The organism is Flavobacterium yafengii (assembly GCF_030010375.1).
GTDB classification, from domain to species: Bacteria; Bacteroidota; Bacteroidia; order Flavobacteriales; family Flavobacteriaceae; genus Flavobacterium; species Flavobacterium yafengii.
In genome coordinates this window covers 109405-132064 of the sequence record NZ_JASCRY010000006.1, presented here as the reverse complement: position 1 = coordinate 132064, position 22660 = coordinate 109405, and the positions used below count along the sequence as shown (strand labels likewise).

General features: G+C 32.6%; 22 protein-coding genes and 1 tRNA gene. 11 read left to right on the top strand and 12 right to left on the bottom strand.

The window, feature by feature from the left end; genetic code table 11:
* Position 1: 1 nt before the first annotated feature.
* A complete protein-coding gene (locus QLS97_RS16400) occupies positions 2–1726 on the top strand; it encodes a HAMP domain-containing sensor histidine kinase (RefSeq protein WP_282718158.1) in 1725 nt (574 codons plus the stop codon).
* A 463-nt stretch (positions 1727–2189) separates the two neighbouring features.
* Here QLS97_RS16400 and QLS97_RS16395 read toward each other — a convergent pair.
* Positions 2190–2266, bottom strand: a tRNA-Met gene (locus tag QLS97_RS16395).
* Between the two features lie 156 nt (positions 2267–2422).
* Here QLS97_RS16395 and QLS97_RS16390 point away from each other — a divergent pair.
* Complete coding sequence (locus QLS97_RS16390) at positions 2423–2815, top strand: START-like domain-containing protein (protein ID WP_099716121.1); 393 nt, start codon at positions 2423–2425, stop codon at positions 2813–2815.
* A 55-nt stretch (positions 2816–2870) separates the two neighbouring features.
* Complete coding sequence (locus QLS97_RS16385; RefSeq protein ID WP_282718156.1) at positions 2871–3710, top strand: aminotransferase class IV; 840 nt, start codon at positions 2871–2873, stop codon at positions 3708–3710.
* On the opposite strand, the gene QLS97_RS16380 is transcribed toward QLS97_RS16385, so the two are convergent.
* From QLS97_RS16380 to QLS97_RS16360, 5 genes are all read right to left on the bottom strand, one after another.
* Entirely contained in the window at positions 3707–4267 is a 561-nt protein-coding gene (locus QLS97_RS16380) for a YqgE/AlgH family protein (protein WP_282718154.1), read from the bottom strand. The genes QLS97_RS16385 and QLS97_RS16380 overlap by 4 nt on opposite strands.
* A gap of 117 nt (positions 4268–4384) precedes the next feature.
* Positions 4385–4657 carry an HU family DNA-binding protein gene (locus QLS97_RS16375; protein ID WP_073017033.1) on the bottom strand — a complete coding sequence of 91 codons (273 nt, stop codon included), beginning with the start codon at positions 4655–4657 and terminating at the stop codon, positions 4385–4387.
* Positions 4658–4836: 179 nt separating this feature from the next.
* Positions 4837–5784, bottom strand: coding sequence for a methionyl-tRNA formyltransferase (gene fmt, locus QLS97_RS16370; RefSeq protein WP_282718152.1), 948 nt, complete (start codon positions 5782–5784; stop codon positions 4837–4839).
* A complete protein-coding gene (locus QLS97_RS16365; RefSeq protein WP_282718150.1) occupies positions 5784–7679 on the bottom strand; it encodes a RecQ family ATP-dependent DNA helicase in 1896 nt (631 codons plus the stop codon). Before QLS97_RS16365 ends, fmt begins: the two co-directional genes overlap by 1 nt.
* 58 nt (positions 7680–7737) lie before the next feature.
* The gene (locus QLS97_RS16360) at positions 7738–8277 is read right to left on the bottom strand and encodes an AAA family ATPase (protein WP_282718148.1); all 540 of its coding nucleotides are present in this window, start codon (positions 8275–8277) and stop codon (positions 7738–7740) included.
* Positions 8278–8425: 148 nt separating this feature from the next.
* On the opposite strand from QLS97_RS16360, the gene QLS97_RS16355 reads away from it, so the two are divergent.
* The 4 genes from QLS97_RS16355 (at position 8426) to QLS97_RS16340 (ending at position 11917) form a co-directional block, all read left to right on the top strand.
* Positions 8426–8710 carry a DUF493 family protein gene (locus QLS97_RS16355; protein ID WP_282718146.1) on the top strand — a complete coding sequence of 95 codons (285 nt, stop codon included), beginning with the start codon at positions 8426–8428 and terminating at the stop codon, positions 8708–8710.
* Positions 8711–8799: 89 nt separating this feature from the next.
* Complete coding sequence (locus tag QLS97_RS16350; RefSeq protein ID WP_282718145.1) at positions 8800–9525, top strand: DUF4290 domain-containing protein; 726 nt, start codon at positions 8800–8802, stop codon at positions 9523–9525.
* Positions 9526–9624: 99 nt separating this feature from the next.
* A complete protein-coding gene (murA, locus tag QLS97_RS16345) occupies positions 9625–10935 on the top strand; it encodes a UDP-N-acetylglucosamine 1-carboxyvinyltransferase (protein ID WP_282718143.1) in 1311 nt (436 codons plus the stop codon).
* A gap of 115 nt (positions 10936–11050) precedes the next feature.
* Positions 11051–11917 carry a cation diffusion facilitator family transporter gene (locus tag QLS97_RS16340; protein ID WP_282718142.1) on the top strand — a complete coding sequence of 289 codons (867 nt, stop codon included), beginning with the start codon at positions 11051–11053 and terminating at the stop codon, positions 11915–11917.
* A gap of 107 nt (positions 11918–12024) precedes the next feature.
* On the opposite strand, the gene QLS97_RS16335 is transcribed toward QLS97_RS16340, so the two are convergent.
* The 3 genes from QLS97_RS16335 to QLS97_RS16325 all read right to left on the bottom strand — a co-directional run bounded on the left by QLS97_RS16335 (position 12025) and on the right by QLS97_RS16325 (position 15663).
* Complete coding sequence (locus QLS97_RS16335; protein WP_282718140.1) at positions 12025–14511, bottom strand: DUF5686 and carboxypeptidase regulatory-like domain-containing protein; 2487 nt, start codon at positions 14509–14511, stop codon at positions 12025–12027.
* A gap of 97 nt (positions 14512–14608) precedes the next feature.
* Entirely contained in the window at positions 14609–15022 is a 414-nt protein-coding gene (gene aroQ, locus QLS97_RS16330) for a type II 3-dehydroquinate dehydratase (protein ID WP_282718138.1), read from the bottom strand.
* A 77-nt stretch (positions 15023–15099) separates the two neighbouring features.
* Positions 15100–15663: a porin family protein gene (locus QLS97_RS16325; protein ID WP_282718137.1), complete on the bottom strand. Its 564-nt coding sequence runs from the start codon at positions 15661–15663 to the stop codon at positions 15100–15102.
* A gap of 330 nt (positions 15664–15993) precedes the next feature.
* On the opposite strand from QLS97_RS16325, the gene QLS97_RS16320 reads away from it, so the two are divergent.
* From QLS97_RS16320 to QLS97_RS16305, 4 genes are all read left to right on the top strand, one after another.
* Entirely contained in the window at positions 15994–16584 is a 591-nt protein-coding gene (locus tag QLS97_RS16320; protein WP_282718135.1) for a porin family protein, read from the top strand.
* 157 nt (positions 16585–16741) lie between these two features.
* Positions 16742–17341: a hypothetical protein gene (locus QLS97_RS16315; protein WP_282718133.1), complete on the top strand. Its 600-nt coding sequence runs from the start codon at positions 16742–16744 to the stop codon at positions 17339–17341.
* Positions 17342–17421: 80 nt separating this feature from the next.
* Positions 17422–18318 (top strand): site-specific tyrosine recombinase XerD, encoded by an 897-nt coding sequence (xerD, locus tag QLS97_RS16310; protein ID WP_282718131.1) that lies wholly within the window; start codon positions 17422–17424, stop codon positions 18316–18318.
* A gap of 181 nt (positions 18319–18499) precedes the next feature.
* On the top strand, positions 18500–20026 hold the full coding sequence (locus QLS97_RS16305) for a PAS domain-containing sensor histidine kinase (protein WP_282718129.1): 1527 nt from the start codon (positions 18500–18502) through the stop codon (positions 20024–20026).
* A gap of 110 nt (positions 20027–20136) precedes the next feature.
* Here QLS97_RS16305 and rny read toward each other — a convergent pair whose 3' ends face one another.
* From rny to QLS97_RS16285, 3 genes are all read right to left on the bottom strand, one after another.
* Positions 20137–21699: a ribonuclease Y gene (gene rny / locus QLS97_RS16300; RefSeq protein WP_131915207.1), complete on the bottom strand. Its 1563-nt coding sequence runs from the start codon at positions 21697–21699 to the stop codon at positions 20137–20139.
* 207 nt (positions 21700–21906) lie between these two features.
* Positions 21907–22200 (bottom strand): cell division protein ZapA, encoded by a 294-nt coding sequence (locus tag QLS97_RS16290; RefSeq protein ID WP_282718127.1) that lies wholly within the window; start codon positions 22198–22200, stop codon positions 21907–21909.
* A gap of 8 nt (positions 22201–22208) precedes the next feature.
* Complete coding sequence (locus QLS97_RS16285; protein ID WP_131915205.1) at positions 22209–22499, bottom strand: hypothetical protein; 291 nt, start codon at positions 22497–22499, stop codon at positions 22209–22211.
* Positions 22500–22660 lie beyond the last annotated feature (161 nt).

Here is a 22660-nt window from a genome sequence, read left to right as displayed (position 1 = left end):
AATGAAAATTAAAACCAAATTAAACCTAGGCGTTGGCTTACTTTTTTTACTGATAATCATTCTTTCATTAGTTGGTGCTTTTTATATTTTTTCCATAAAAAAAGACACCGAAAATATTCTGAAGGCTAACTACAACACATTAGAATATTCTCGTAATATGCTTCTTTCGTTAGATGAAATTAATGTGAATGAAGAAAAGGCAATTACTATATTTGAAACTAATATTACCAAACAAATTACCAATATTACGGAGGCTGGCGAAGATAAAGCGACCTATAATTTGCAGAAAAATTTTGATTTCTTGAAAAAAAACAGAGCCGATGAAACCTTGAAAAGCCAAATCCGTCAAGACATTTTCGAGATTATGAAATTGAATATGAATGCAATAAAACAAAAAAGTGATATTGCTAAACACACAGCAGAGACCGCTAATTTTTGGATTGCAGTTACAGGAACACTTTGCTTTTTGATTGCTTTTAATCTTCTGGTGAATTTGCCCAACAATATTGCCAACCCAATAAAAGAACTCACGGACAGTATCAAAGAAATAGCCAATAAAAACTATTCGCAACGTGTGAATTTTATGAATCACAATGAATTTGGGGATTTGGCCAAATCATTCAATATCATGGCAGAAAAACTGCAGGAGTATAACAATAGTAATCTGTATAAATTGTCGTTTGAAAAGAAAAGACTGGAAACCTTAATCAACAATATGCACGATCCGATTATTGGGTTAGATAATCAGGGTTTAATTTTATTTGCCAATGATGAAGCGTTGAAAATCATGGGGTTAAAATCGGAAGACGTTATTGGAAAACTGGCATCAACGCTAGCTATTACTAATGATTTGATAAAATCTTTAATAGTCAATGATTTGGAAAATGAGAAACAGAAATCACTTCCAATGAAAATTTTTGCCGATGGAAAAGAAAGCTATTTCGAAAAAGAAACGATAAATATCACCATAAAACCAACAGGCGAAGACCAAACTATTGCTATAGGCGATGTAATTATTTTAAGGAATATTACTGTTTTTAAAGAATTGGATTTTGCTAAAACCAATTTTATAGCCACCGTTTCACACGAATTAAAGACACCTATTGCTTCAATAAAATTGAGTTTGCAGTTATTGGAAAAAGAACAAATAGGCATTCTAAATGAAGAGCAAAAACAATTGGTAGAAAGTGTCAAAGACGATAGTGAACGCTTGTTGAAAATTACAGGCGAATTGCTGGAACTTTCGCAAGTTGAAACCGGGAATATTCAACTCAATATTGAAAAAAGCAATCCTTACGAGATTATTCATTATGCCACAGAAGCGGTAAAAATACAAGCAGACCAAAGGCAAATTGTATTGATTGTAGAAGCCGAGGAAAACCTGCCTGCAGTAAAAGCCGACAGCGAAAAAACGACTTGGGTTATGATTAATTTTTTAACCAATGCTATTCGGTATTCATCGGATAACAGCAAAATAATTGTAAAACTGAAAAACGATAACCATCAAATTGCTTTTCAGGTAATTGATACCGGAAAAGGGATTGACAGTCACTATAAAAACAAGGTTTTCGATAAGTATTTCCAAATTCCGGGAAGTCACAAGTCCGGAACAGGATTAGGATTAGCCATATGCAAAGAATTTATTGAAGCGCAGGGCGGAATCATTGGAGTGGAAAGCGAATTAGGATTAGGAAGCACTTTTTATTTTAAATTAGGTATTGTTTAATTTGAACTACTTTTAGTGAAGTTTGACCGTTTTTTGATAAGATTTTTATCCAATAAAAAATTTCATTTTTCAAGAATTAAAAAGTATTTTTAATTCTTGAAAAATGAAATAATTTCTACTACTTTTAAAAGAGTCTAGCAAATCAAATTAATAAGTTTCGTCATTTTAATCTGACTCTTCCTTATCTCCTTTTTTGTAATCATTATTCAATAAAATTTTATCCTAAACTTTCATTAGTGATTGCAATAGGGGTTTTGGAAATTAAAATATTTGATTGAAGCAGAAAAGGTATACATGAAAAACTACATTTCATTTATACCTTTTCTGTTTGATGTTTATTAAAATTTGTATTTCGAATTATAAATTCCTCACTTGAGACCTCACTTGAGACGTTTAAAGTCGGTATTTTCGAAATATAATTTCAATAAAAAACCCTAACATATTGATGTTAGGGTTTTTGCTTTGGTAGCGAGACCGAGATTTGAACTCGGGACCTCAGGGTTATGAATCCTGCGCTCTAACCGACTGAGCTATCTCGCCATTATTCCGAGTGGATAACCATCCCTGAATGCGGGTGCAAATATAAAAATAAAATTAATGCCTGCAAGCATATTTTTAATAAAAAAAAATATTTTTAAAAACGCTTTTTTTTCGGAGTTATATTCTATATATTTCGAAAAAAAATAAAAGTAGCTCATGGATCAAAAAGTACGTTACGAAATCGAGTTTCCTATAAATTCTTCGCCTCAATTATTGTATCAATATATATCGACTCCTTCAGGTTTGTCTGAATGGTTTGCTGATAATGTGAACTCTCGTGGTGAGTTTTTTACTTTCATTTGGAATGATTCCCAAGAAAAAGCCAGACTTGCTTCAAAGAAAACAGGTGAAAAAGTAAAATTTAAATGGGTTGATGAGAATAGTAAAGACACAGAATACTTTTTTGAATTACATATTTTAGTGGATGAACTTACCAAAGACGTTTCTTTGATGGTAGTTGATTTTGCAGAGAAAGATGAGGTTGATGAAGCTACATTATTATGGGAAAATCAAATTTCAGACCTTAAACATCTAATTGGTTCTGTATAGTAAAATAGTATTTTATAACTTATATTTGCCCTGAATAAAATTTAGGGCTTTTTTTATGATTAATTTTAATGGGACTATCGTATCTGAGGATGCTAATATATTGACACAAAATCGCGCTTTTTTATATGGCGATGCCGTTTTTGAAACAGTAAAAATACTAAACAATAAAATCCTTTTTCTTGAGGATCATTATTTTAGGTTAATGTCTTCAATGCGTGTGGTTCGAATGGAAATTCCAATGAATTTTACCATGGAATATCTGGAAGAGCAAATACTTTCTTTAGTTGCAAAAAATCAAATGGTTAATTCTTCTCGTGCTCGAATTACTGTTTATCGAAATGAAGGTGGATATTATTTGCCACAAAACAACACGGTATCTTTCCTGATTCATGCAATAGCGCTTGAGAATACATTCTATTCAATTGAAAAAAAGCAATATGAAGTAGATTTATACAAAGACTTTTACATTACTAAACAATTACTGTCGTCTATTAAAACGACCAATAAAATCATAAACGTAACAGGAAGTATTTTTGCAAATGAAAACGGACTGGATAATTGTTTGTTGTTGAACGACAGTAAAAATGTTGTTGAAGCATTACAAGGAAATATCTTTATGCTATTGGGGAACAAATTAATTACACCTCCAGTTTCTGAAGGATGTTTGAATGGTGTTATGAGAAAACAAATTCTAAGTTTGGCTAAAAGAATAGAAAATTTAGAAGTTGTAGAGGAAGTAATATCCCCATTTGACCTTCAAAAAGCAGATGAATTATTTATTACAAATGTCATAAAAGGAATCCAACCGATAACCCAATACCGAAAAAAAGTATTTACTACCGCTATATCAGTCCAATTGACTGAAAAACTTAATGAGATGATCAGTACTACTTAATTTAAGTATGGATTTTCTGGAGCATTAGACCAGATGAGATATTCTCCACCTAATTCCATGATTTGTTCTTTCCAGAAATGTGTTGCTGATTTTCCAATTATTTTATTTTCATAGCTATTTGCGGTAATAATCCAGGAATGGCTTTCCATTTCGCTCTCTAATTGGTTTTCATCCCAACCCGTGTAGCCTAGAAAGAATCGGATGTTATCGTTATTAATTACACCTTTATTGATAAGTTCTTTTGTCGACTCAAAATCACCTCCCCAGTAAATTCCATTAGAGATTTCGATGCTATTAGGAATTAAATCCGGAATGTTATGAATGAAATAGAGGTTGTCTTGTTCTACTGGTCCACCATTATAAATCTTAAATCGCGCGTCTATATCCGGGATTAAATCATGGATGGTATATTTCAAGGGTTTGTTAATTATAAAACCCACCGATCCTTCTTCGTTGTAATCAGCTAGTAAAATTACCGATCTGTTAAATGATAGATCCCCAATTATCGTAGGCTCTGCTATAAGCAAATATCCTTTCTTTAGTTTATCTGTAATCATCGGAATATATTTTTATTAAATTTAAGTTTTTTATTATAATAATGCAAAATAAAATCGATGAAACGCATAAAAAAACCTTCCATCTGGAAGGTTTTGATTATATTGGGGGAACTAAAATTAGTTTACCGCACCTTCTAATTCTGCGCCTGCTTTAAATTTTACTACATTTTTAGCAGCGATTTGGATAGTTTTTCCTGTTTGAGGATTTCTACCATCTCTTGCAGCTCTAGCAGAAACTGACCATGATCCGAAACCTACTAAAGATACTCTTCCACCTTTTTTCAAAGTTCCGCCTACATTACCTAAAAACGACTCTAAAGCCAATTTTGCTGCAGCTTTAGTTATTCCTGCATCAGCAGCGATAGCATCGATTAATTCTGATTTGTTCATAATAATAGTTATTAATTGTTGGTTAAAAAAAATTGTTAATACACAAATTTAGTAGGAAATACGTTCCTTGCAAGTGTTTTGCTTAATTTTAGGTTATTTTGTTGATAACTTATTTCTTTTGTTAATAAAAGCAAGGTTATTTCTTGTTAAAAAGAATAAAACACCCGTTTTTATTGATGTTAATGAGCTTTTGCTTCAGCCGAAAATGTAATTCCATTAAGTAATTCTGGTGTATTCATCTTCTTTTTACCCGGAAACTGCAAACTTAACACTTGAATAAATCCATTTTCTACTGCAATCTTCATTTCTTTTTTGGTGCAAATTAGACTTCCAATCGTATAATTATGATCTTCTAAAACAATTTTAGTTTCATATATTTTTACGTTCCATTCTTCATTTTTATCTTGAATGAAACACCAAGCGGCTGGATAAGGACTTAAACCTCGAATCAGATTGTTGATTTCTAAGGCTGATTTTGTCCAATCGATCTTGCAGTTTTCTTTATTAAGTTTGTAAGCTGTTTTAATATCGGCAGTTTCTTTTTGAATAATTGTGGATACATTTCCTTTCTCAATCATTTCCAAAGTATCAATAATGGTCTTGCTTCCCAAATCCATTAATCGGTCATGCAGTTGACCTGCATTTTCGGTTTCATCAATAGGTGTTTCGGCACTTAAAATCATTGCACCGGTATCAATTTTATCATCAATAAAAAAAGTAGTTACACCCGTTTTAGTCTCTCCGTTTATTATTGCCCAGTTTATTGGCGCCGCTCCGCGATAATTAGGAAGGAGTGAAGCGTGAAGATTGAAAGTTCCTAACGCAGGCATTTCCCAAACTACTTTTGGCAACATTCTAAAGGCAACCACGATTTGTAAATTAGCATTCAACGATTTTAATTCTAATAAAAAGGCTTCATCTTTAAGGTTTGTGGGCTGTAATAAAGTAAGATTATTGGCCAGTGCATATTCTTTTACTGCTGAATATTTTAATTTTTGTCCACGACCGGCAGGTTTATCTGCGGCAGTAATAACGCCCACCACTTCGTAGTTGTTTTTTAGTATTGTGTCTAATATCCCCACAGCAAATTCGGGTGTTCCCATAAAAACAATTCGTAATTTTTCCATTATGATCTTAAAGTATATTTATTATTTGGTTTAACCAAAATAGTATTATTTTCTAATAAATCCTGAAGTGCAGCGATAACTTCTTCAGGATTATTCTTAGTTCTGTTTTGTATGTCTCTCGAATTTAAATCTTCGGATTGTAATAAAGTAATGATTTCTTTTGAAAGTGACGTGCTATCTTTTTTCTTATTTTTCTTGGTTATGCAAAAGGAACAAATTCCACAATCTAAATCTGTTTTTTCTCCAAAATAACGCAAGATAAGCTTGTTCTTGCAAACCTTTTTTTCGCTTATATAATTCAGAACGGACTGAAGTTGTTCTTTTTTTAATTGATTTTGATTTTCTAAATATTTTGAAACCCGACTGATGGTTCTTTCATCTTCCCGAACTTCATTGAAAATCAATGTAGAATCATTATTTTTCGAATGATATTCTATTATCTCTTTTCCTTTTAATTTATGTAAGACTGCTTGTATTTCGGCTTCCTTGTGATTTGATTTTTTAGCAATCAATTGTAAGTTGAAAGCAGTTTGCATTTCATAAATTCCGGGATATGTTCGCAATATTGCCAAAATAATTTCCTCATCATTTGGATTCAAACTCATGTATCGAATCACTTCTTTGGAAGGAATAAGAAATTGTAACGTGATTTTTTCAGAAAATTCTTGAGACAAATTGATAATTCCTTGTCTGTCCAGAAATTGCATCGCATTGTATGTTTTCAATGTGGGGAATTCATATTTCAAACAAAAATGATGCAAATTGAATGTAAACTGCTCGTTAATTCCTTCTCCGTAAGCAATCTGGAAATAATTACAGAGCTTGACATACATGAGATTCAAAAACTTTTTATCAGGAAGAATATTTATAAATTGGTTTTCAGCCTGGATAATATCCGAAGGGCTTGTTAGTAAAACAGCATAGGCTTTTTCTCCATTTCTTCCTGCGCGACCTGCTTCTTGGTAATAATTCTCTAAATTTTCGGGTAGTTGAATGTGAATTACGGTTTTTACATTGGCTTTGTCAATTCCCATCCCAAAGGCATTCGTGGCAATAATGACTTGAACTTCTTCATTCATCCACAACTGCATGTTTTTATCTTTTTCTTTGGACGAAAGTCCGCCATGATAATACGTTGCTTTAAATCCTAAGGCATTCAATTGTGAAGAAATTTCCAAACAAGATTTTCTGTTTCGAACATAAATGATAGATGATTCTGGATTTTTTTTCAGGATTTGTTCTATTCTGAAAAGTTTATCTTCTACTTCAAAAACCATGTAAGCAATATTTTCTCTTGCAAATGATTTCTCAAAAACTTGCACATCATGCAATCCCAGTTCAGTGATGATATCTTCTTTGACTTTTGGAGTTGCAGTGGCCGTTAATGCAAGGAAAGGTACTTTTGGGAAATGTTTTTTTAATGCGGAAATCTTCAAGTAAGCTGGTCTGAAATCATGTCCCCATTGTGATACGCAATGCGCTTCATCGATGGTAATTAAGTGTATGGGAAGGTTTTTTATTCGTTCCAAAATCCAGTCAGATTGCAAGCGTTCCGGAGATAAATAGAGGAATTTATAATTCCCGAATTGACAATTATCTAATAAATCAATCATTTCCTCGGATCTGATGCCGCCAGTTAATGCAATGGCTTTGATATTTCGCTTTTGCAAATTAGCAACTTGATCTTTCATTAATGCTACCAATGGCGAAATCACCAAACAAATTCCTTCGTTCATCATTGCCGGAATCTGGAAACATATTGATTTTCCTCCGCCGGTTGGCATCAATGCAAAGGTATCTTGACCACTTAAAACGGAATCGATAATTTCCTTTTGCAGCGACCTAAATTTGTCGTGTTTCCAATATTTTTGAAGAATAGCTAACGCTTCTTGCATAGATTACAGATTTCAATTCGTAGAAAACATCCCAAATTGTAAATTCTAAACTTGAAAATTATTTAGAAATTTCATCTAAGATAAAAAGAATTCTGTTATCCAGGGTATCTTTAGGAACTTCTATGAGTTCGTAACCGTAACTTTGATACGTTTCTGTAAGGTGATTATAGATGAGTTTAGCTTGTTCGAAGTTTTCATAACGTTCGTGATCACTAATATAAATTTCTTCCCACGGCGGAAGAATGAAGATTTTTGAGTACGTATGTTCGCGACAAGCGATGTCAAAAGTGGCAGGATAGCTATCGCCAATATAATGCATATAAGCCAAAACATCAGGAATTCCTCGGTCAATAAAAACGACTTCATGTGGCTCTTTGGAAGCATTATGAAACTGTTTTTTTCTTCCTTCAAGAAGTAATTCGCTGAATAATAGTGGTTTTTCTAGGAATAATTGCTCAATCCCTTGTTTTTTTGCTTCCAAAGTTACTTCCCGTGAAATTTCGGGATAACAACAATGTCCTTTGGCTACCAATCCATCGATGATAGTTGTTTTACCTGTTCCTGGACCGCCAATGATAACTATGATTTCTTTCTGCACCTTTAAAAAATAAGGGGCAAATTTACTTAAACTTATTGGGATTTGAAAAAATGATTGCGGTTAAAATAAGATTAGGTAAAAAATCATAATTCAAAATTCATAATTTACGTTTGAAACTGTATATTTGCCTTTATTTTTTAAATAGAAAATGGATAAGAACACTCAAGAATTTTATGATAGATTAAAAGTAGAGTTGGACATGAGCAATACATGGCCGGCTGAATACTTGTTTAAATTTATTGTGCCAACAGAAGATGATAATATTGAACGTGTTCAATTGGCTTTTGATTGTATGGGAGCTGTTATAAAAACGACAAAATCTAAGACGGGTAAGTTTACCAGTATATCTGTTGACGTAACCATGAAAGATTCACAAGAAATAGTAGATAAATACCTAGAAGTTTCTACAATTAAGGGAATTATTTCTCTTTAGATATAAAACTAAATTTTGATGCATATACAATCGAATGATTGCAAATCTTCGAAAAAGAGCATGTAAGATTAAAAAATATACATTCGAATATGAATTCAAAATATATTAAAGAAAACTCGAACGATGTGGTGCATCATTTGGAATATAATGCGGAAAGATCGCATTTGATTATTCCGGAATATGGACGCCATTTACAAAAACTAATTGATCAGGCGACTAAAATTGAAGATGATGTAGAACGCAACAAAGCTGCAAAATACATTATTCAGGTTATGGGTAGCTTGAATCCACATTTGCGTGATGTTCCTGATTTTCAGCACAAATTGTGGGATCAGATTTTTATCATGTCTGATTTTAAATTGGTGGCTGATTCTCCATATCCAATTCCATCCCGTGAAGTATTACAATTGAAACCGGATGTGTTAAGTTATCCTCAGAATTTTCCAAAATACAGATATTATGGCAACAACATAAAATACATGATTGATGTAGCCAATAAATGGGAAGATGGTGAAATGAAAAGTGCTTTAGTGAAAGTTATCGCTAATCACATGAAAAAATCCTATTTGAGTTGGAACAAAGACACTGTTAAGGATGATGTCATTTTTGAACATTTATACGAATTGTCAGACGGCAAGTTGAATTTGATTCAAAGTACAGAGGAATTATTAAATACCACTGATTTATTACGAACAAATAAGCGAGTTTCTAACAAAATCTTGCCGGTAGGACAGCCGAAAATTCTTAGCAATAAGAATGCAAAAACTGGAAAACCAAATCCGATTCACAAAAATCAAATTAGAAAACCGTTGTAAGTCAGTTATAAATTAGGAGTTATAAGTTTTGAATTTTTTCAGTATTAACTTTTAACTCGTAAATTTTAACTCATTACTAATAATTCATAACTTATCAATATGGGAATTTTTAAAATAGAAGGCGGCATTAGTCTTAAAGGAGAAATCACGCCACAAGGGGCAAAAAATGAAGCATTACAAATTTTATGTGCTGTTCTTTTAACTCCTGAAAAAGTGATTATTAATAATATTCCTGATATTATTGACATCAATAAACTAATTACGCTTTTAGGAAATTTAGGAGTTAAAATCCAAAAAACAGGATCTGGCTCTTATACTTTTCAAGCCGATGAAGTGAATATAGCGTATTTAGAAACCGAAGCATTCAAGAAAGAAGGCGGTTCTCTTCGTGGTTCTATTATGATTGTTGGACCACTTTTGGCACGATTTGGAAAAGGATATATTCCAAAACCAGGTGGTGATAAAATTGGACGTAGAAGATTAGATACCCACTTTGAAGGATTTATAAATCTTGGAGCAAAATTCCGTTACAACAGAGAAGATCATTTTTATGGTGTAGAAGCGCCTAAAGGATTGAAAGGTGCCGATATGTTACTAGATGAAGCATCTGTAACCGGAACCGCTAATATTGTTATGGCTGCCGTTTTGGCGAAAGGAAGAACAACAGTTTATAACGCTGCCTGTGAACCTTACTTGCAACAATTGTGTAAAATGTTAAACTCCATGGGAGCTAAAATAACAGGTGTTGGATCAAACTTATTGACTATTGAAGGGGTTGAAAGTTTAGGTGGTTGTGAGCATAGAATTCTTCCGGATATGATCGAAATAGGAAGTTGGATTGGTCTTGCTGCAATGACAAAATCGGAAATTACGATAAAAGATGTGAGTTGGGATAACTTGGGCGTAATCCCTAATACTTTTAGAAAGCTTGGAATTACTCTGGAACGTAGAGGAGACGATATATACATTCCTGCTCATGTAGATGGGTATGAAGTAAAAACAGATATTGATGGTTCTATTCTAACAATTGCCGATGCGCCTTGGCCTGGATTTACGCCTGATTTATTGAGCATTGTTCTTGTCGTTGCCACTCAAGCGAAGGGTGATGTATTGATTCATCAAAAAATGTTTGAAAGCAGATTATTCTTTGTGGATAAACTGATTGATATGGGAGCTAAAATCATGTTGTGTGATCCACACCGAGCTGTTGTGATGGGACACGATTTTAAATCACAATTGAAAGCCACTACAATGTCTTCTCCGGATATTCGTGCGGGAATCTCGTTATTGATTGCAGCGCTTTCAGCAAAAGGAACGAGTACCATTCAGAATATTGAACAAATAGACAGAGGGTATGAGCGTATTGACGAACGATTAAGAGCTATCGGAGCTAATATTGTACGCGCATAAATCAAATAAATAATTATAAAATATCGTTTAAGTAAACCAAATAGGATTTGAATGTAACCATTCAATACGGTTTACTTAAACGTTTTTAATTTTAATTAATCTTTAGAAAAAGAGCATGTCAATCGAACAAACAGCGATAAAGGCTACTTATTTTAGTATTGTTGGAAATACATGTCTGGCAATTATAAAAGGATTGGCAGGATTTTTTGGAAATTCATATGCTTTAATAGCGGATGCAATTGAATCTACAACAGATATTTTTGCTTCATTTTTAGTCTTATTTGGAATTAAATATTCCAATAAACCTGCGGATAAAAATCATCCTTATGGACATGGAAGAGCTGAACCATTAATTACTTTTTTGGTAGTAGGTTTTTTAATCACTTCGGCTACTATTATAGCTTATGAAAGTATCATCAACATTGGTACACCACATCAATTACCAAAACCATGGACATTAATCGTTCTTGGGGCAATAATTATTTGGAAAGAGTATTCTTTTCGATTAGTGATGAAAAGGAGCATTCAAACCAATAGTTCCTCACTGAGAGCTGATGCCTGGCACCATCGCAGCGATGCGATAACATCTGTGGCAGCATTTCTTGGGATTTCAATTGCTTTGATTTTAGGTAATGGGTACGAATCAGCCGATGATTGGGCAGCACTTTTTGCTTCAGGATTCATTCTTTATAATAGTTATCAAATATTCAGACCTGCTTTGGGGGAAATAATGGATGAACATTTATACGATGATTTAATTGAGCAAATTCGAATAGTTTCACTTCAAGTAGACGGAATTATAGATACGGAAAAGTGTTTTATTCGAAAAGCAGGAATGCAATATCACGTAGATTTGCATGCAATTGTGGATTCGAATATTACAGTAAAAGAAGGACATGACTTAGCACATAAACTCAAAGATACCTTGCGAGAGGAAATGCCGGAACTAGGTCACGTTTTGATTCATGTGGAGCCGAATTAATTTCAGTATTTAAATCATTTTGAAATTTATAAAAAACTAAAAAAGGCACAAGAAGATTATTTCTCGTGCCTTTTTTCTTGTTTTTAAATTATCTTATCGTTGCTTTTTTACTCCAATATGTTTAAAAACTTAAGCCCAAAAACTACGCCGTCACCTTGGAAACCATTTTGGTACGAACGGATATAATCTACACGAAGCATCTTAAATTTTCCAAAACCTAAATTGTCCAACCCAACTGTGACTTCAGTATAAGGTTTGTTATTGGGTGTAGACAATACATGTGCACCCAGTATTAAAGTTGACTTTAGTTTGTTCAATAATGGTATTTTATTCATGATATAGCCTTTGTCGTTGTATTCAGTATGCGCTTCAAAATAGCTGTCATTTGTACTGTTAGAGTAGTATGGCAGTAAGTTAAACACATTCAAATAACGCTCCGTTTGCCCTATGTGGGTTTGATTGCCATTGAAATGCTTGTAATCTATAAAAGCAATATTATCCGCATTCAGGAACTTTCCCGCTTTTAGATTCAAACCTAGAACTCCTTTATTTCCCAATGTCAAATCATACGTTAATCGGGTGTTGAAATGGTCAAATTCGTATTTTTTTTCATTCGCCGCAAATGCTTTTTCATAGCCTAAATAAAGGGTGGGGTATTTTTCATTTCTAATATTATATTTCCCGTCTGGTCGTGAAGAATATTTGTTTCCAAAATTGATTTTTGCAAGCAAATTAGCTTTCGTTAAATGGTGTTTTTCAAAAACTGGACTAGTGAAGTCATTCGGTGCCAAAGGGTTATTCGAAGTGTATAAATCATCCTTGCTAAACAAAGAGAAATCAGTGTTGTTGAATAATGATTTGCGTTGCTGGTATTCGATCTTTCCACCTAGGTTCACTCCATTTGCAATATCCTGGCTGTAGCCAATTGCCGCCGATTCCAGATTATACAACTTCATAAAATTGTTCTTGAATGCCAATGAACTTATCGTGTTTATAACTTTACTGATGGGTTCATTAGGATTAAATTGTTTGACGGAACTACCTCCTGTCATATATAAAGTGGCATAATTTTGATTGTTGAACCGATGGATAAATTGTCCTGTTACACGCAAACGATCTTCAGCAAAACCGTAATTGAGTTTTGTACTTATTGAAGTATATATTCCTTTACTTTCCTGATTTTTCCAGTTGGTGTATCTAAATCCGGAATCAAAGTTATAACCTTGAACGGTATTGAAACTTAAGGAACCAAGGTTTAATAATCCCTCGTAACTGAGGCTATGTTTTTCTGTGCTGTTTTTGTAAGTGTAACCGGTCAGTAACTTCAAGAGTTTGAATTTATTCCCTTTTGCATCAATGGAGTCTAAATATTTTTTAGAATTTCGAACTTTGTAAATACTGTCTTTTCGAATGTAATCACCACTTTCTTCGATTGTTAAAGGAATCGGTCTGTTGCTATTCCAAAAAATAGAATCTTTTTTATTTGAATTTATTTCGACACTTGTAATTTCATTTGTAAAAGTCTTTTTGGCAAAGGAGTTCACAAATTCATAATTACTATACACATAGGTATATTTTCCATTGAATTTTATTCCAAAGGCTCCGGCTGCAATATCAAGACTTTGGGTGTTTTTAGCCCAAATTTTGTTGTTTTTATTGTAACTGAAGTTTTGTTTTAAAGTCATTACATCAACAAATTCCTCTTTCATTCGGTATCCTTTTATATCCAAGTCAACGGCATATATGGCCCAAGAATCTTCAACAATATAAATGTAACCTTCAAAAACAGGTTCGCTGTCACGTTTTGCAGTAACTTTTATTTTATTGATCATTTGATTATTGGCATCATAAAAAGTACTTTCCAGTTTATATTTATAATAATTGAAGGCATTATTGGCAATTGGAGAAATCATACTAACTCCAAAGTCAATCGTGTTATCATAAAAATCATAAAAGGAAGATCTGGCCGTATTGTAACTGTAGCCGTTATCTCTACCGCTTACTTTTGAGGCAGTTACGACTTCTTTTAAATTATTGGGTTTTTCAAAAGTAATTTTAGAGAAAGTTTCAGACAGTGAAATAATCCCGGTTCCTGTAGAATCCAAAGAACCATTCATGTCGCCAATTTTTTGACCAAATATTTTTTTAGGGGCATTTTTTAGTTTGAAAATTCCTCTGGAATAAAAGTCGGCATTAAAACGAGCTGTTTTTTCAGTATTTTCTTTTTTGCTGGCAATCGCATTTTTTATGATAGCAAGTGCAGGATTGATTTTGGTGTTGATTACAACTTCGTTCAAAGAATAACTTTCTTCAATCATTTTAACATCAAATGAATAGGGTAATTTATCCGTCTGAATTGTTATTCTTTGCGTTTTAAAACCTAAAAATTGGAATACAACTGTTTGCTTTTCCGTTTTTTTTAAATTTAGTTCATATTTCCCTACTTCGTTTGAGGTAGTCCCATTATAGGTTTCTTCTTGAAAAATAGTAACAAATGGCAGGGGATTTCCTTTTTCATCAGAAACGGTTCCTTTTATTTGTGCATGGTTGGTAAGAGATACCAAAGAAATCAGAAGTAGGTAGTATTTTTTCATGAAAGTTTTTTCTTTCGCAAAAATATAAGAACTTTAAAAAGAGGGTATTAATTATTTGTTAAACATTTATAGGAATATTTTTATTTTAATTGGGGAGTTACAAGAAAGATTGTATGGCCAATTCATAACTTTTTAAACCAAAACCCAGAATAACTCCTTTTGCATTTCCAGAAATATACGACTGGTGCCTGAAACTTTCACGTGAGAATGTATTCGAAATATGGACTTCAACAACTGGAGTTGTTATGGCTTTAATCGCATCTCCAATACCAATGGAAGTATGGGTATAAGCACCAGCATTTAGAATAATACCATCGTAAGCGAAACCAAATTCCTGAATTTTATCAATCAATTCACCTTCGATATTACTTTGGAAATAGGTGAATTCTATTGTTGGAAATTTTATTTGTAAAGTGGTAAAATATTCTTCAAATGTTAAGCTGCCATAAACTTCTGGTTCGCGTTTTCCTAAAAGATTTAGATTTGGTCCGTTGATGATACTAATTTTCATAATTCCAGTTTTTGTAAAAATAAAAAAACCGTTCTAATTTAAAGAACGGTTTTGATAAATTTAATTTTTTATTGGAATTAAAACGTAAATCCAGCTGATACTTGAACTACTGAGTTCTTAACTTCAGCCTCTTTTGAAGCTTCGGTTAATCCTAACACGTAACGACCTTGTAGAAAAAAGTTTTTAGTGATGTTAAATCCTAAACCTCCTGCAACACCGAATTCGAATGTTTCAGCATTTTTTACATCAAAATCATTTCTTTCGCTTAACAAAAAGGAAGCTTGTGGTCCAAGATCAAGACTGACCGTTTTATTCAAATGAATTTTAGCTAGAACTGGAATAGAAAGGTAACCTAATTCATTTTTGAATTCTTCAAAAGCATTTTTATAGGTTGCACCTTGTGTAGAATACAATAATTCAGGCTGAATAGAAAAACCGTCTGTTAATTTAAGTTCAGCTACTAATCCCACATGATAACTAGTTATAGCATCAGTTTTGTAATTGTCACTGTTTATTGTAATATCACTACCGGTTTGGTTGGCATAATTTAAACCACCTTTTATTCCAAACTTTACTAATTGTGCTTGCATGTCTACAGACGCGGCAAGAAGTACTACTGCTACTAGAATTATTTTCTTCATAATTTGTTTTTTTAATATTAATAATTGAATTGGGGACTTTTACTTAAAACTATTTTGTTTAAGTATTATTGTCTAATTTTTCTTAAAAAGCATTTATGCAAAAATTAGTCCAAGAAACTATAAAATCAATATTAAATGTCCTCTTTTAGCTTATTTTTTATGTTTTTAAAATTGATAAAAATGTAATATAATGATAATCAATTAGTTGCGAATTATTTTTTTGCTGTTTTTAATCTGATTTATTTGACACTTAACGAGTTTTTCTGTTAAATAAGTCTTTCCATGTTTGATTTTTTTAACTTTGATTGTATTAATTTTAAATGATAAATCATGAAAAAAAATATTTTAACGGTAGTAATGGCATTCACTTTTGGTTTTGTGAATGCTCAAGAAAAAGCAGATATGGCATTTGGAGTAAAAGGAGGTTTGAATATTTCCACAATTACTAATGCTGATGTAGACGGAGTGAATTCAAAATCTTTAGTAGGATTTCATGTTGGTTTTTTTGGAGAATTTATGATTAGTAATACATTCGCTATTCAACCTGAAGTTTTGTACTCTGCTCAAGGAACTAAATTTGAGTTTGAGGGGTTAGATGGAGATTTGAAATTAGATTACATTACTATTCCAGTTATGGCTAAATATTATGTAGCTGATGCTTTTAGTCTGGAAGTAGGCCCTCAAATAGGTTTTCTGGTTTCTGCCAAAGCAAAATCTGGTGGAGAATCTGAGGACGTTAAGGACGAGCTTAAATCAACAGATGTAAGTTTGAATTTTGGTTTAGGATATGATATTACAGAAAATTTTATGATTGGAGCACGTTATAATTTTGGACTGACACGTTTGCAGGATGAATTATTTCCAGATGAAGATGAATCTAAAAATTCTGTTTTTCAAATTTCGATAGGTTATAAATTTTAATATTTTAAAAACATATAATTTTCAAAACCTCCCGATTTGGGAGGTTTTTTTATATAAATTCATAATTTAAATATGTTAATAACTTATGTTAGGTAGGAAGTGTAGTACTTTAGAATTAATATACTTTTATGTCGTTATTAACAATTAAACATCAAAAATGAAAAGAATTATTTTAGCAGTACTTATTACTTTCGTTGGTTTCAACGGTTATTCACAAAAAAAAGATGGTTTTAGAGTTGGCTTGGATTTAGGCGTTGTTCCTACTAATGGTGGTGGTGGCATCTTATTTTCTTTGGAACCAAAATACAATATTCAGGATAATATGAATGTTGGTTTACGAATGGGTATTGCAGCTATAGTTCGTGATGTTGAAAGTTCTAATGGAGAAATTGACAATGCTAAACTTTCAGCGAGCAGTTCATTTGTAGGAACCTATGATTATTATTTTAATAAATCTGGAAAATCTTTTGTTCCTTATGTAGGAGGTGGAGCAGGTTATTATGCTATAGGAAATGTTGAATTTAATGAAGCTGATGTTGATGCAGGAACAGAATTGCAACCAGAAGTTAGTGGTGTATTTGGCGGTTTAGTTAGAGCTGGTTTCGAATGGGGGAAATTCAGGATGGGTCTGGAGTATAATTTAGTTCCTGATACTAATTTAGAGGATTCTAATGGAGCTAATAAAGGTTCTGTTGCAAATTCTTATTTAGGAATTCATTTAGGATTTTATTTAGGAGGAGGAAAATGGGGGAAATAGTCTATTACTCCTAAAAAATACTTTTAAAACCACTCTTTGTAGTGGTTTTTTTATGCTCAAAAAAGCGTTACTTTGTAACTATGAACTGGATTTCCTGCATAAAAAGCTATCAATCATACTTAAAAATCGAACGCGGTTTGTCTAAGAATACTATAGATAATTATTCCTTTGATATTGAACGGTTGTGTCTTTTTTTGACTAAAAATAAAATTGTTGTTTCACCAATAAAAATTGGAGAAGAAACGGTGCAGCAATTTATTTATAGTGTGGCTAAAGAGGTTAATCCGCGTTCACAAGCCAGAATCATATCAGGTCTTAAAAGTTTTTTTAGTTATTTGATATTTGAAGATTATAGGGCAGACAATCCATTAGAACTTATTGAAACTCCTAAAACGGGCAGGAAACTTCCGGATACTTTATCGGTGGAAGAGATTGACAGTCTTATTTTTGCAATAGACTTAACGACTAACGAAGGCGAACGTAATAGAGCTATGCTCGAAACACTATATGGCTGTGGATTGCGGGTTTCAGAATTAGTTTCTTTGAAAATTTCCGACTTATTCTTTGAGGAAGGTTTTATTAAAATAACGGGTAAAGGAAACAAACAGCGTTTTGTTCCAATAGGTGATTTGACGCAGAAATACATTCAAATTTATAGGAATACTATTAGAACGCACATTACTATCCAAAAAGGTTTTGAGGACACGCTCTTTTTAAATAGAAGAGGAAAGCAACTGACCAGGGCTATGATTTTTACAATAATTAAAAGTTTAGCAATCAAAATAGATTTGAATAAAACGATAAGTCCGCATACTTTAAGACACTCTTTTGCAACTCATCTTTTAGAAAATGGAGCTGATTTGCGCTCTATACAGTTGATGCTTGGCCATGAATCGATAACAACAACAGAAATATATGTGCATCTTGACAGAAAATTTCTGACGGAAGTTCTAAATTCCTTCCACCCCAGAAAATAACATTTTGTTTGTAATTTAAAATTGTTTAAGAAAGAAAAAGTTTACGGATTTAACCTAAAATAAACTTTATAAATATTCAACTTAACATCTTATTAAATTGGTGCGATTTTATTGTTAATTTGGTTGTTTAATAAAAAATATAATCTAAATTGTGTTGTACTAAAATCTTATAAAAAGTAATATGGTTTTTGATTTTCCCCAAAACGAAAATTGCCAGGAGGTAAATGATTTTTACAGTAAATTATTTAATGAGATTCCAGATTTAATTTTTGAATTTGTGATTGCTCCTGACAATACCTATTTATTTCCTTTAGTGAGTAAATCGGTAAACGATTTTTTTGAGTTGTCTTCAAATCATTTTGTTGACAGTGACAAATTTCTTGTCTATGACAGGATATTTGAAGCGGATCGATTGTCGTTTTTTCAGTCATTGGTAAATGCAAAACGAAACATTATCAGATGGGATTTTGAGTTTCGGGTTTTATTGCCTGAAAAGGGATTGCGATGGCTCAAAGTTTCATCAAAACCAGAATTATATCCTGATGGGAATATTGCTTTTTATGGAAGAGTTTCGGATGTGACTGACTTAAAAGAACAGGAAATTAAACTTAAAATTTCTGAAGAACGTTTTAAATTTGCTCTTGAAGCTTCAACAGCAGGAGTATGGGATTGGGATTTAACCACCAACAAAGTTTTCTATTCTTCACAATCGATGAAAATCCTAGAGCAGGAGTCTTTGGATATTTTTGATAATCCGGAACGTTGGGACGAAATTGTGCATCCTGATGATTTAAAAAAATATTATTCTGAAATTCATGAGCATTTTGAAAATAAAATACCTTTTTATGAAAATTACCACCGCGTTTTAACGTCAAGCGGAAAATACAAATGGATTTTAGATAGAGGAAAAGTAATTGAGCGTGATGCAGATGGAAAGCCATTGCGTGTTATAGGAACGCATACTGATATTTCTTCGCAAAAAGAAAAAGAACTGGAGTTAATAAAAACAATGGAATTGTATAGCCAGCAAAATAGCCGACTATTGAATTTTTCACATATTGTATCGCATAATCTAAATACGCAAGCCGGTAATATTAAGTCACTTTTAGACATTATAGATGCCGATGAAGATTTAGAGAGTAACAAAGAAATGTTGGCTCATTTGCGCACTGTTTCGAATGATTTAAACGAGACAATAGCAAATTTGACCCAATTGGTGCTAATACAAAGTAATTCGAACATTCCAATTAAATCATTGAACTTGAATTTATATTTGAATAAGACTTTGGACTTGATCAAGAATTTAAAAAATCAAAATCAAGTTACCATTATAAAAGAGATTCCTGATGGTGTTTTTGTCGATTTTAATCCAGCATACTTAGAAAGTGTTTTGTTGAATTTTACAACAAATGCCATAAAATATTCAAATCCTAACAAGCCTGTTGAGATAAAATATTCTTTCTCATTGGAAAATGGGAAAAAAACGTTGTCGATTTCTGATAACGGATTAGGCATCGATTTGAAGAAATATGGAGATTCTCTTTTTGGGATGTATAAAACGTTTCATAAGCATGAAGAAGCCAGAGGACTAGGATTGCACATTACAAAGAATCAAATAGAATCGATGAAAGGAACTGTCTCGGTCGAAAGTGAAGTAGGAGTAGGAACTACTTTTAAAATCATCTTCAACGATAGTTTAAATGATTAATTAACGGGTTTCGATACATAAGCAAAGTATCTTTTAAAGCGATTCGTATTATAAGGCAAAAAAAAACTTCTCAGCGATGAGAAGTTTTTTTATATGTAAAATCAAATAAATTATTTAGCAATATTTACTGCTCTTGTTTCACGAATTACAGTTACTTTAACTTGTCCTGGATAGGTCATCTCCGTTTGGATTTTTTGTGAGATATCAAAAGATAAGTTAGCCGCATTTTCATCAGAAACTTTTTCGCTTTCCACAATTACACGAAGTTCTCTACCGGCTTGAATGGCATAAGCGTTTTTCACACCGCTGAACCCGTACGCTACTTCTTCAAGATCTTTTAGACGTTGAATGTAAGAATCCAATACTTGTCTTCTTGCTCCTGGTCGTGCTCCTGATATAGCATCACAAACCTGAATAATTGGCGATAATAATGATTTCATCTCTATCTCATCGTGGTGTGCTCCAATAGCGTTACAAACCTCTTCTTTTTCACCATATTTCTCGGCCCATTGCATTCCTAATAATGCGTGTGGTAAATCACTTTCAGCATCTGGTACTTTACCAATATCGTGTAATAAACCAGCTCTTTTAGCCAGTTTTACGTTTAGGCCAAGTTCTGCAGCCATAATTCCACAAAGTTTAGAAACTTCACGGGAGTGTTGCAATAAATTCTGTCCGTAAGATGAACGGTATTTCATACGTCCTACCACTTTAATCAATTCAGGGTGTAATCCGTGAATTCCTAAATCAATAACGGTACGTTTACCAACTTCTATAATTTCATCGTCAATTTGTTTAGCAGTTTTTGCAACTACTTCTTCAATACGAGCCGGGTGAATTCTTCCGTCAGTTACCAATTTATGTAGTGCCAAACGCGCAATTTCTCTACGTACAGGATCAAAACAAGAAAGGATAATAGCTTCCGGTGTATCATCTACAATGATTTCTACTCCAGTTGCAGCTTCCAGCGCACGGATATTTCTACCTTCACGGCCAATGATTCTACCTTTTACGTCGTCAGATTCAATATTAAATACAGAAACACAGTTTTCTACTGCTTCTTCTGTACCAACTCTTTGAATGGTATTGATGATGATTTTTTTAGCTTCTTGCTGTGCTGTCAATTTTGCCTCTTCAATAGTGTCTTGAATATGAGACATTGCTTTGCTTTTTGCTTCCGCTTTCAGTCCTTCTACTAATTGATCTTTAGCTTCTTCAGCAGATAAACCAGAGATAACTTCTAACTGTTGCAATTGACTTTTATGTAGTTTGTCAACTTCAGCTTGTTTTTTATCTAGATTTTCAATTTTAGTGGTGTATTCTAAAGTTTTAGATTCAAAATCATCATTTACTTTTTTAGCTTTTGATAATTCATTAGAAATTTGAGATTCTTTATCACGAACTCTTTTTTCTATTTCGGCAACTTTTTTATCACGGGATAAAATAACTTGTTCGTGTTCTGACTTTAATTCAATAAATTTCTCTTTTGCTTGAAGAATTTTATCTTTTTTTATGTTTTCAGCTTCCAGATTAGCATCTTTCAAAATGGATGATGCTTCTTTTTTTGCATTTTTAATTAAGTTGGAAATATTGCTTTTTTCTATCAATTTGGCGATACCAAAACCTCCCGCAATACCTATAATTCCTGAAATAATAATCGTTAATATGTCCATGTTTGTTAAAATTTATATAAAAAAAAAGCCTACATTAGGTTGCTTGTATAAACTCGGAAAGACAAGTTTTGAGCTAACTCGTTGTTCAAGCTTCCGTACTTAAACGGCTTGCTATAGTAACGATGATTTGCTCATTCTAAATTGTTAGTGTTGAGTTTACCAAATATGAACTAATGTAGGCAGTATCTTAGTTTTTGTAAAGAACGTTTATTTGTCGAGATATTGATCTAAAATCGCATTGATTTTTTTAATTCTTTCGATGGTTGCTTCTCCATCTATGGCATTATCAATTTGTTTTTGTTCCGTTTGTGAGGCAAATTGTAAAGCACACATTGCCAATACATCTTGCTTGTCACGAACAGCATAATTTTCTTCAAATTGCTTGATCATCTTATCAATTTTTTTAGAAGCGCTTCTTAGGCCTTCTTCCTGCGAGAAATCAACCGTTAACGGGTAGACTCTGTCTGCGATTGATATTTTAATTTTAAGCTTTTCGTCCATATCTTTTATTAATCTGATAGCTGTGCTATACAGTAATCAATTTCGCGAATTAATGAATTTATTTTAAGCTTCGTATCTCTTTTATTATCGTCACTGCCTAGTAATGTATTTGCTACTTTGAGTGTTTCATACTGCGTTTTTAGCGCTTCAATCTCTTGTGACTGAGTTTGTATTATGGATGCAGTTTTTGTTAATTCGTTTTTCAAATCTTGATTATTTTTCTCCAAACCTTTCATTTTAGTGAAAAGTTTTTCAATCTTATTTTCAAGAGTATCAATAATTTCTGCAATTGCACTCATTATATATCTTATTCATTACATAATCATACAAAGTTAGTATTCCTTTTTAATTTTGCAATATTTTATTATTTTTTTTGCATTAAATTAATTAAATATCAGTTAAACAAATGGTTACGGACTGTTTTTTTTAGTGCTGTTTTGAATACTTTTTTTATCTTAGC

What these genes read in the sequence shown, in the direction of transcription:
- QLS97_RS16400 (WP_282718158.1), top strand. Translation starts at nt 2, where the DNA reads ATGAAAATTAAAACCAAATTAAACCTAGGCGTTGGCTTACTTTTTTTA.
- QLS97_RS16390 (WP_099716121.1), top strand. Translation starts at nt 2,423, where the DNA reads ATGGATCAAAAAGTACGTTACGAAATCGAGTTTCCTATAAATTCTTCG.
- QLS97_RS16385 (WP_282718156.1), top strand. Translation starts at nt 2,871, where the DNA reads ATGATTAATTTTAATGGGACTATCGTATCTGAGGATGCTAATATATTG.
- QLS97_RS16380 (WP_282718154.1), bottom strand. Translation starts at nt 4,267, where the DNA reads ATGATTACAGATAAACTAAAGAAAGGATATTTGCTTATAGCAGAGCCT.
- QLS97_RS16375 (WP_073017033.1), bottom strand. Translation starts at nt 4,657, where the DNA reads ATGAACAAATCAGAATTAATCGATGCTATCGCTGCTGATGCAGGAATA.
- fmt (WP_282718152.1), bottom strand. Translation starts at nt 5,784, where the DNA reads ATGGAAAAATTACGAATTGTTTTTATGGGAACACCCGAATTTGCTGTG.
- QLS97_RS16365 (WP_282718150.1), bottom strand. Translation starts at nt 7,679, where the DNA reads ATGCAAGAAGCGTTAGCTATTCTTCAAAAATATTGGAAACACGACAAA.
- QLS97_RS16355 (WP_282718146.1), top strand. Translation starts at nt 8,426, where the DNA reads ATGGATAAGAACACTCAAGAATTTTATGATAGATTAAAAGTAGAGTTG.
- QLS97_RS16350 (WP_282718145.1), top strand. Translation starts at nt 8,800, where the DNA reads ATGAATTCAAAATATATTAAAGAAAACTCGAACGATGTGGTGCATCAT.
- murA (WP_282718143.1), top strand. Translation starts at nt 9,625, where the DNA reads ATGGGAATTTTTAAAATAGAAGGCGGCATTAGTCTTAAAGGAGAAATC.
- QLS97_RS16340 (WP_282718142.1), top strand. Translation starts at nt 11,051, where the DNA reads ATGTCAATCGAACAAACAGCGATAAAGGCTACTTATTTTAGTATTGTT.
- QLS97_RS16335 (WP_282718140.1), bottom strand. Translation starts at nt 14,511, where the DNA reads ATGAAAAAATACTACCTACTTCTGATTTCTTTGGTATCTCTTACCAAC.
- aroQ (WP_282718138.1), bottom strand. Translation starts at nt 15,022, where the DNA reads ATGAAAATTAGTATCATCAACGGACCAAATCTAAATCTTTTAGGAAAA.
- QLS97_RS16325 (WP_282718137.1), bottom strand. Translation starts at nt 15,663, where the DNA reads ATGAAGAAAATAATTCTAGTAGCAGTAGTACTTCTTGCCGCGTCTGTA.
- QLS97_RS16320 (WP_282718135.1), top strand. Translation starts at nt 15,994, where the DNA reads ATGAAAAAAAATATTTTAACGGTAGTAATGGCATTCACTTTTGGTTTT.
- QLS97_RS16315 (WP_282718133.1), top strand. Translation starts at nt 16,742, where the DNA reads ATGAAAAGAATTATTTTAGCAGTACTTATTACTTTCGTTGGTTTCAAC.
- xerD (WP_282718131.1), top strand. Translation starts at nt 17,422, where the DNA reads ATGAACTGGATTTCCTGCATAAAAAGCTATCAATCATACTTAAAAATC.
- QLS97_RS16305 (WP_282718129.1), top strand. Translation starts at nt 18,500, where the DNA reads ATGGTTTTTGATTTTCCCCAAAACGAAAATTGCCAGGAGGTAAATGAT.
- rny (WP_131915207.1), bottom strand. Translation starts at nt 21,699, where the DNA reads ATGGACATATTAACGATTATTATTTCAGGAATTATAGGTATTGCGGGA.
- QLS97_RS16290 (WP_282718127.1), bottom strand. Translation starts at nt 22,200, where the DNA reads ATGGACGAAAAGCTTAAAATTAAAATATCAATCGCAGACAGAGTCTAC.
- QLS97_RS16285 (WP_131915205.1), bottom strand. Translation starts at nt 22,499, where the DNA reads ATGAGTGCAATTGCAGAAATTATTGATACTCTTGAAAATAAGATTGAA.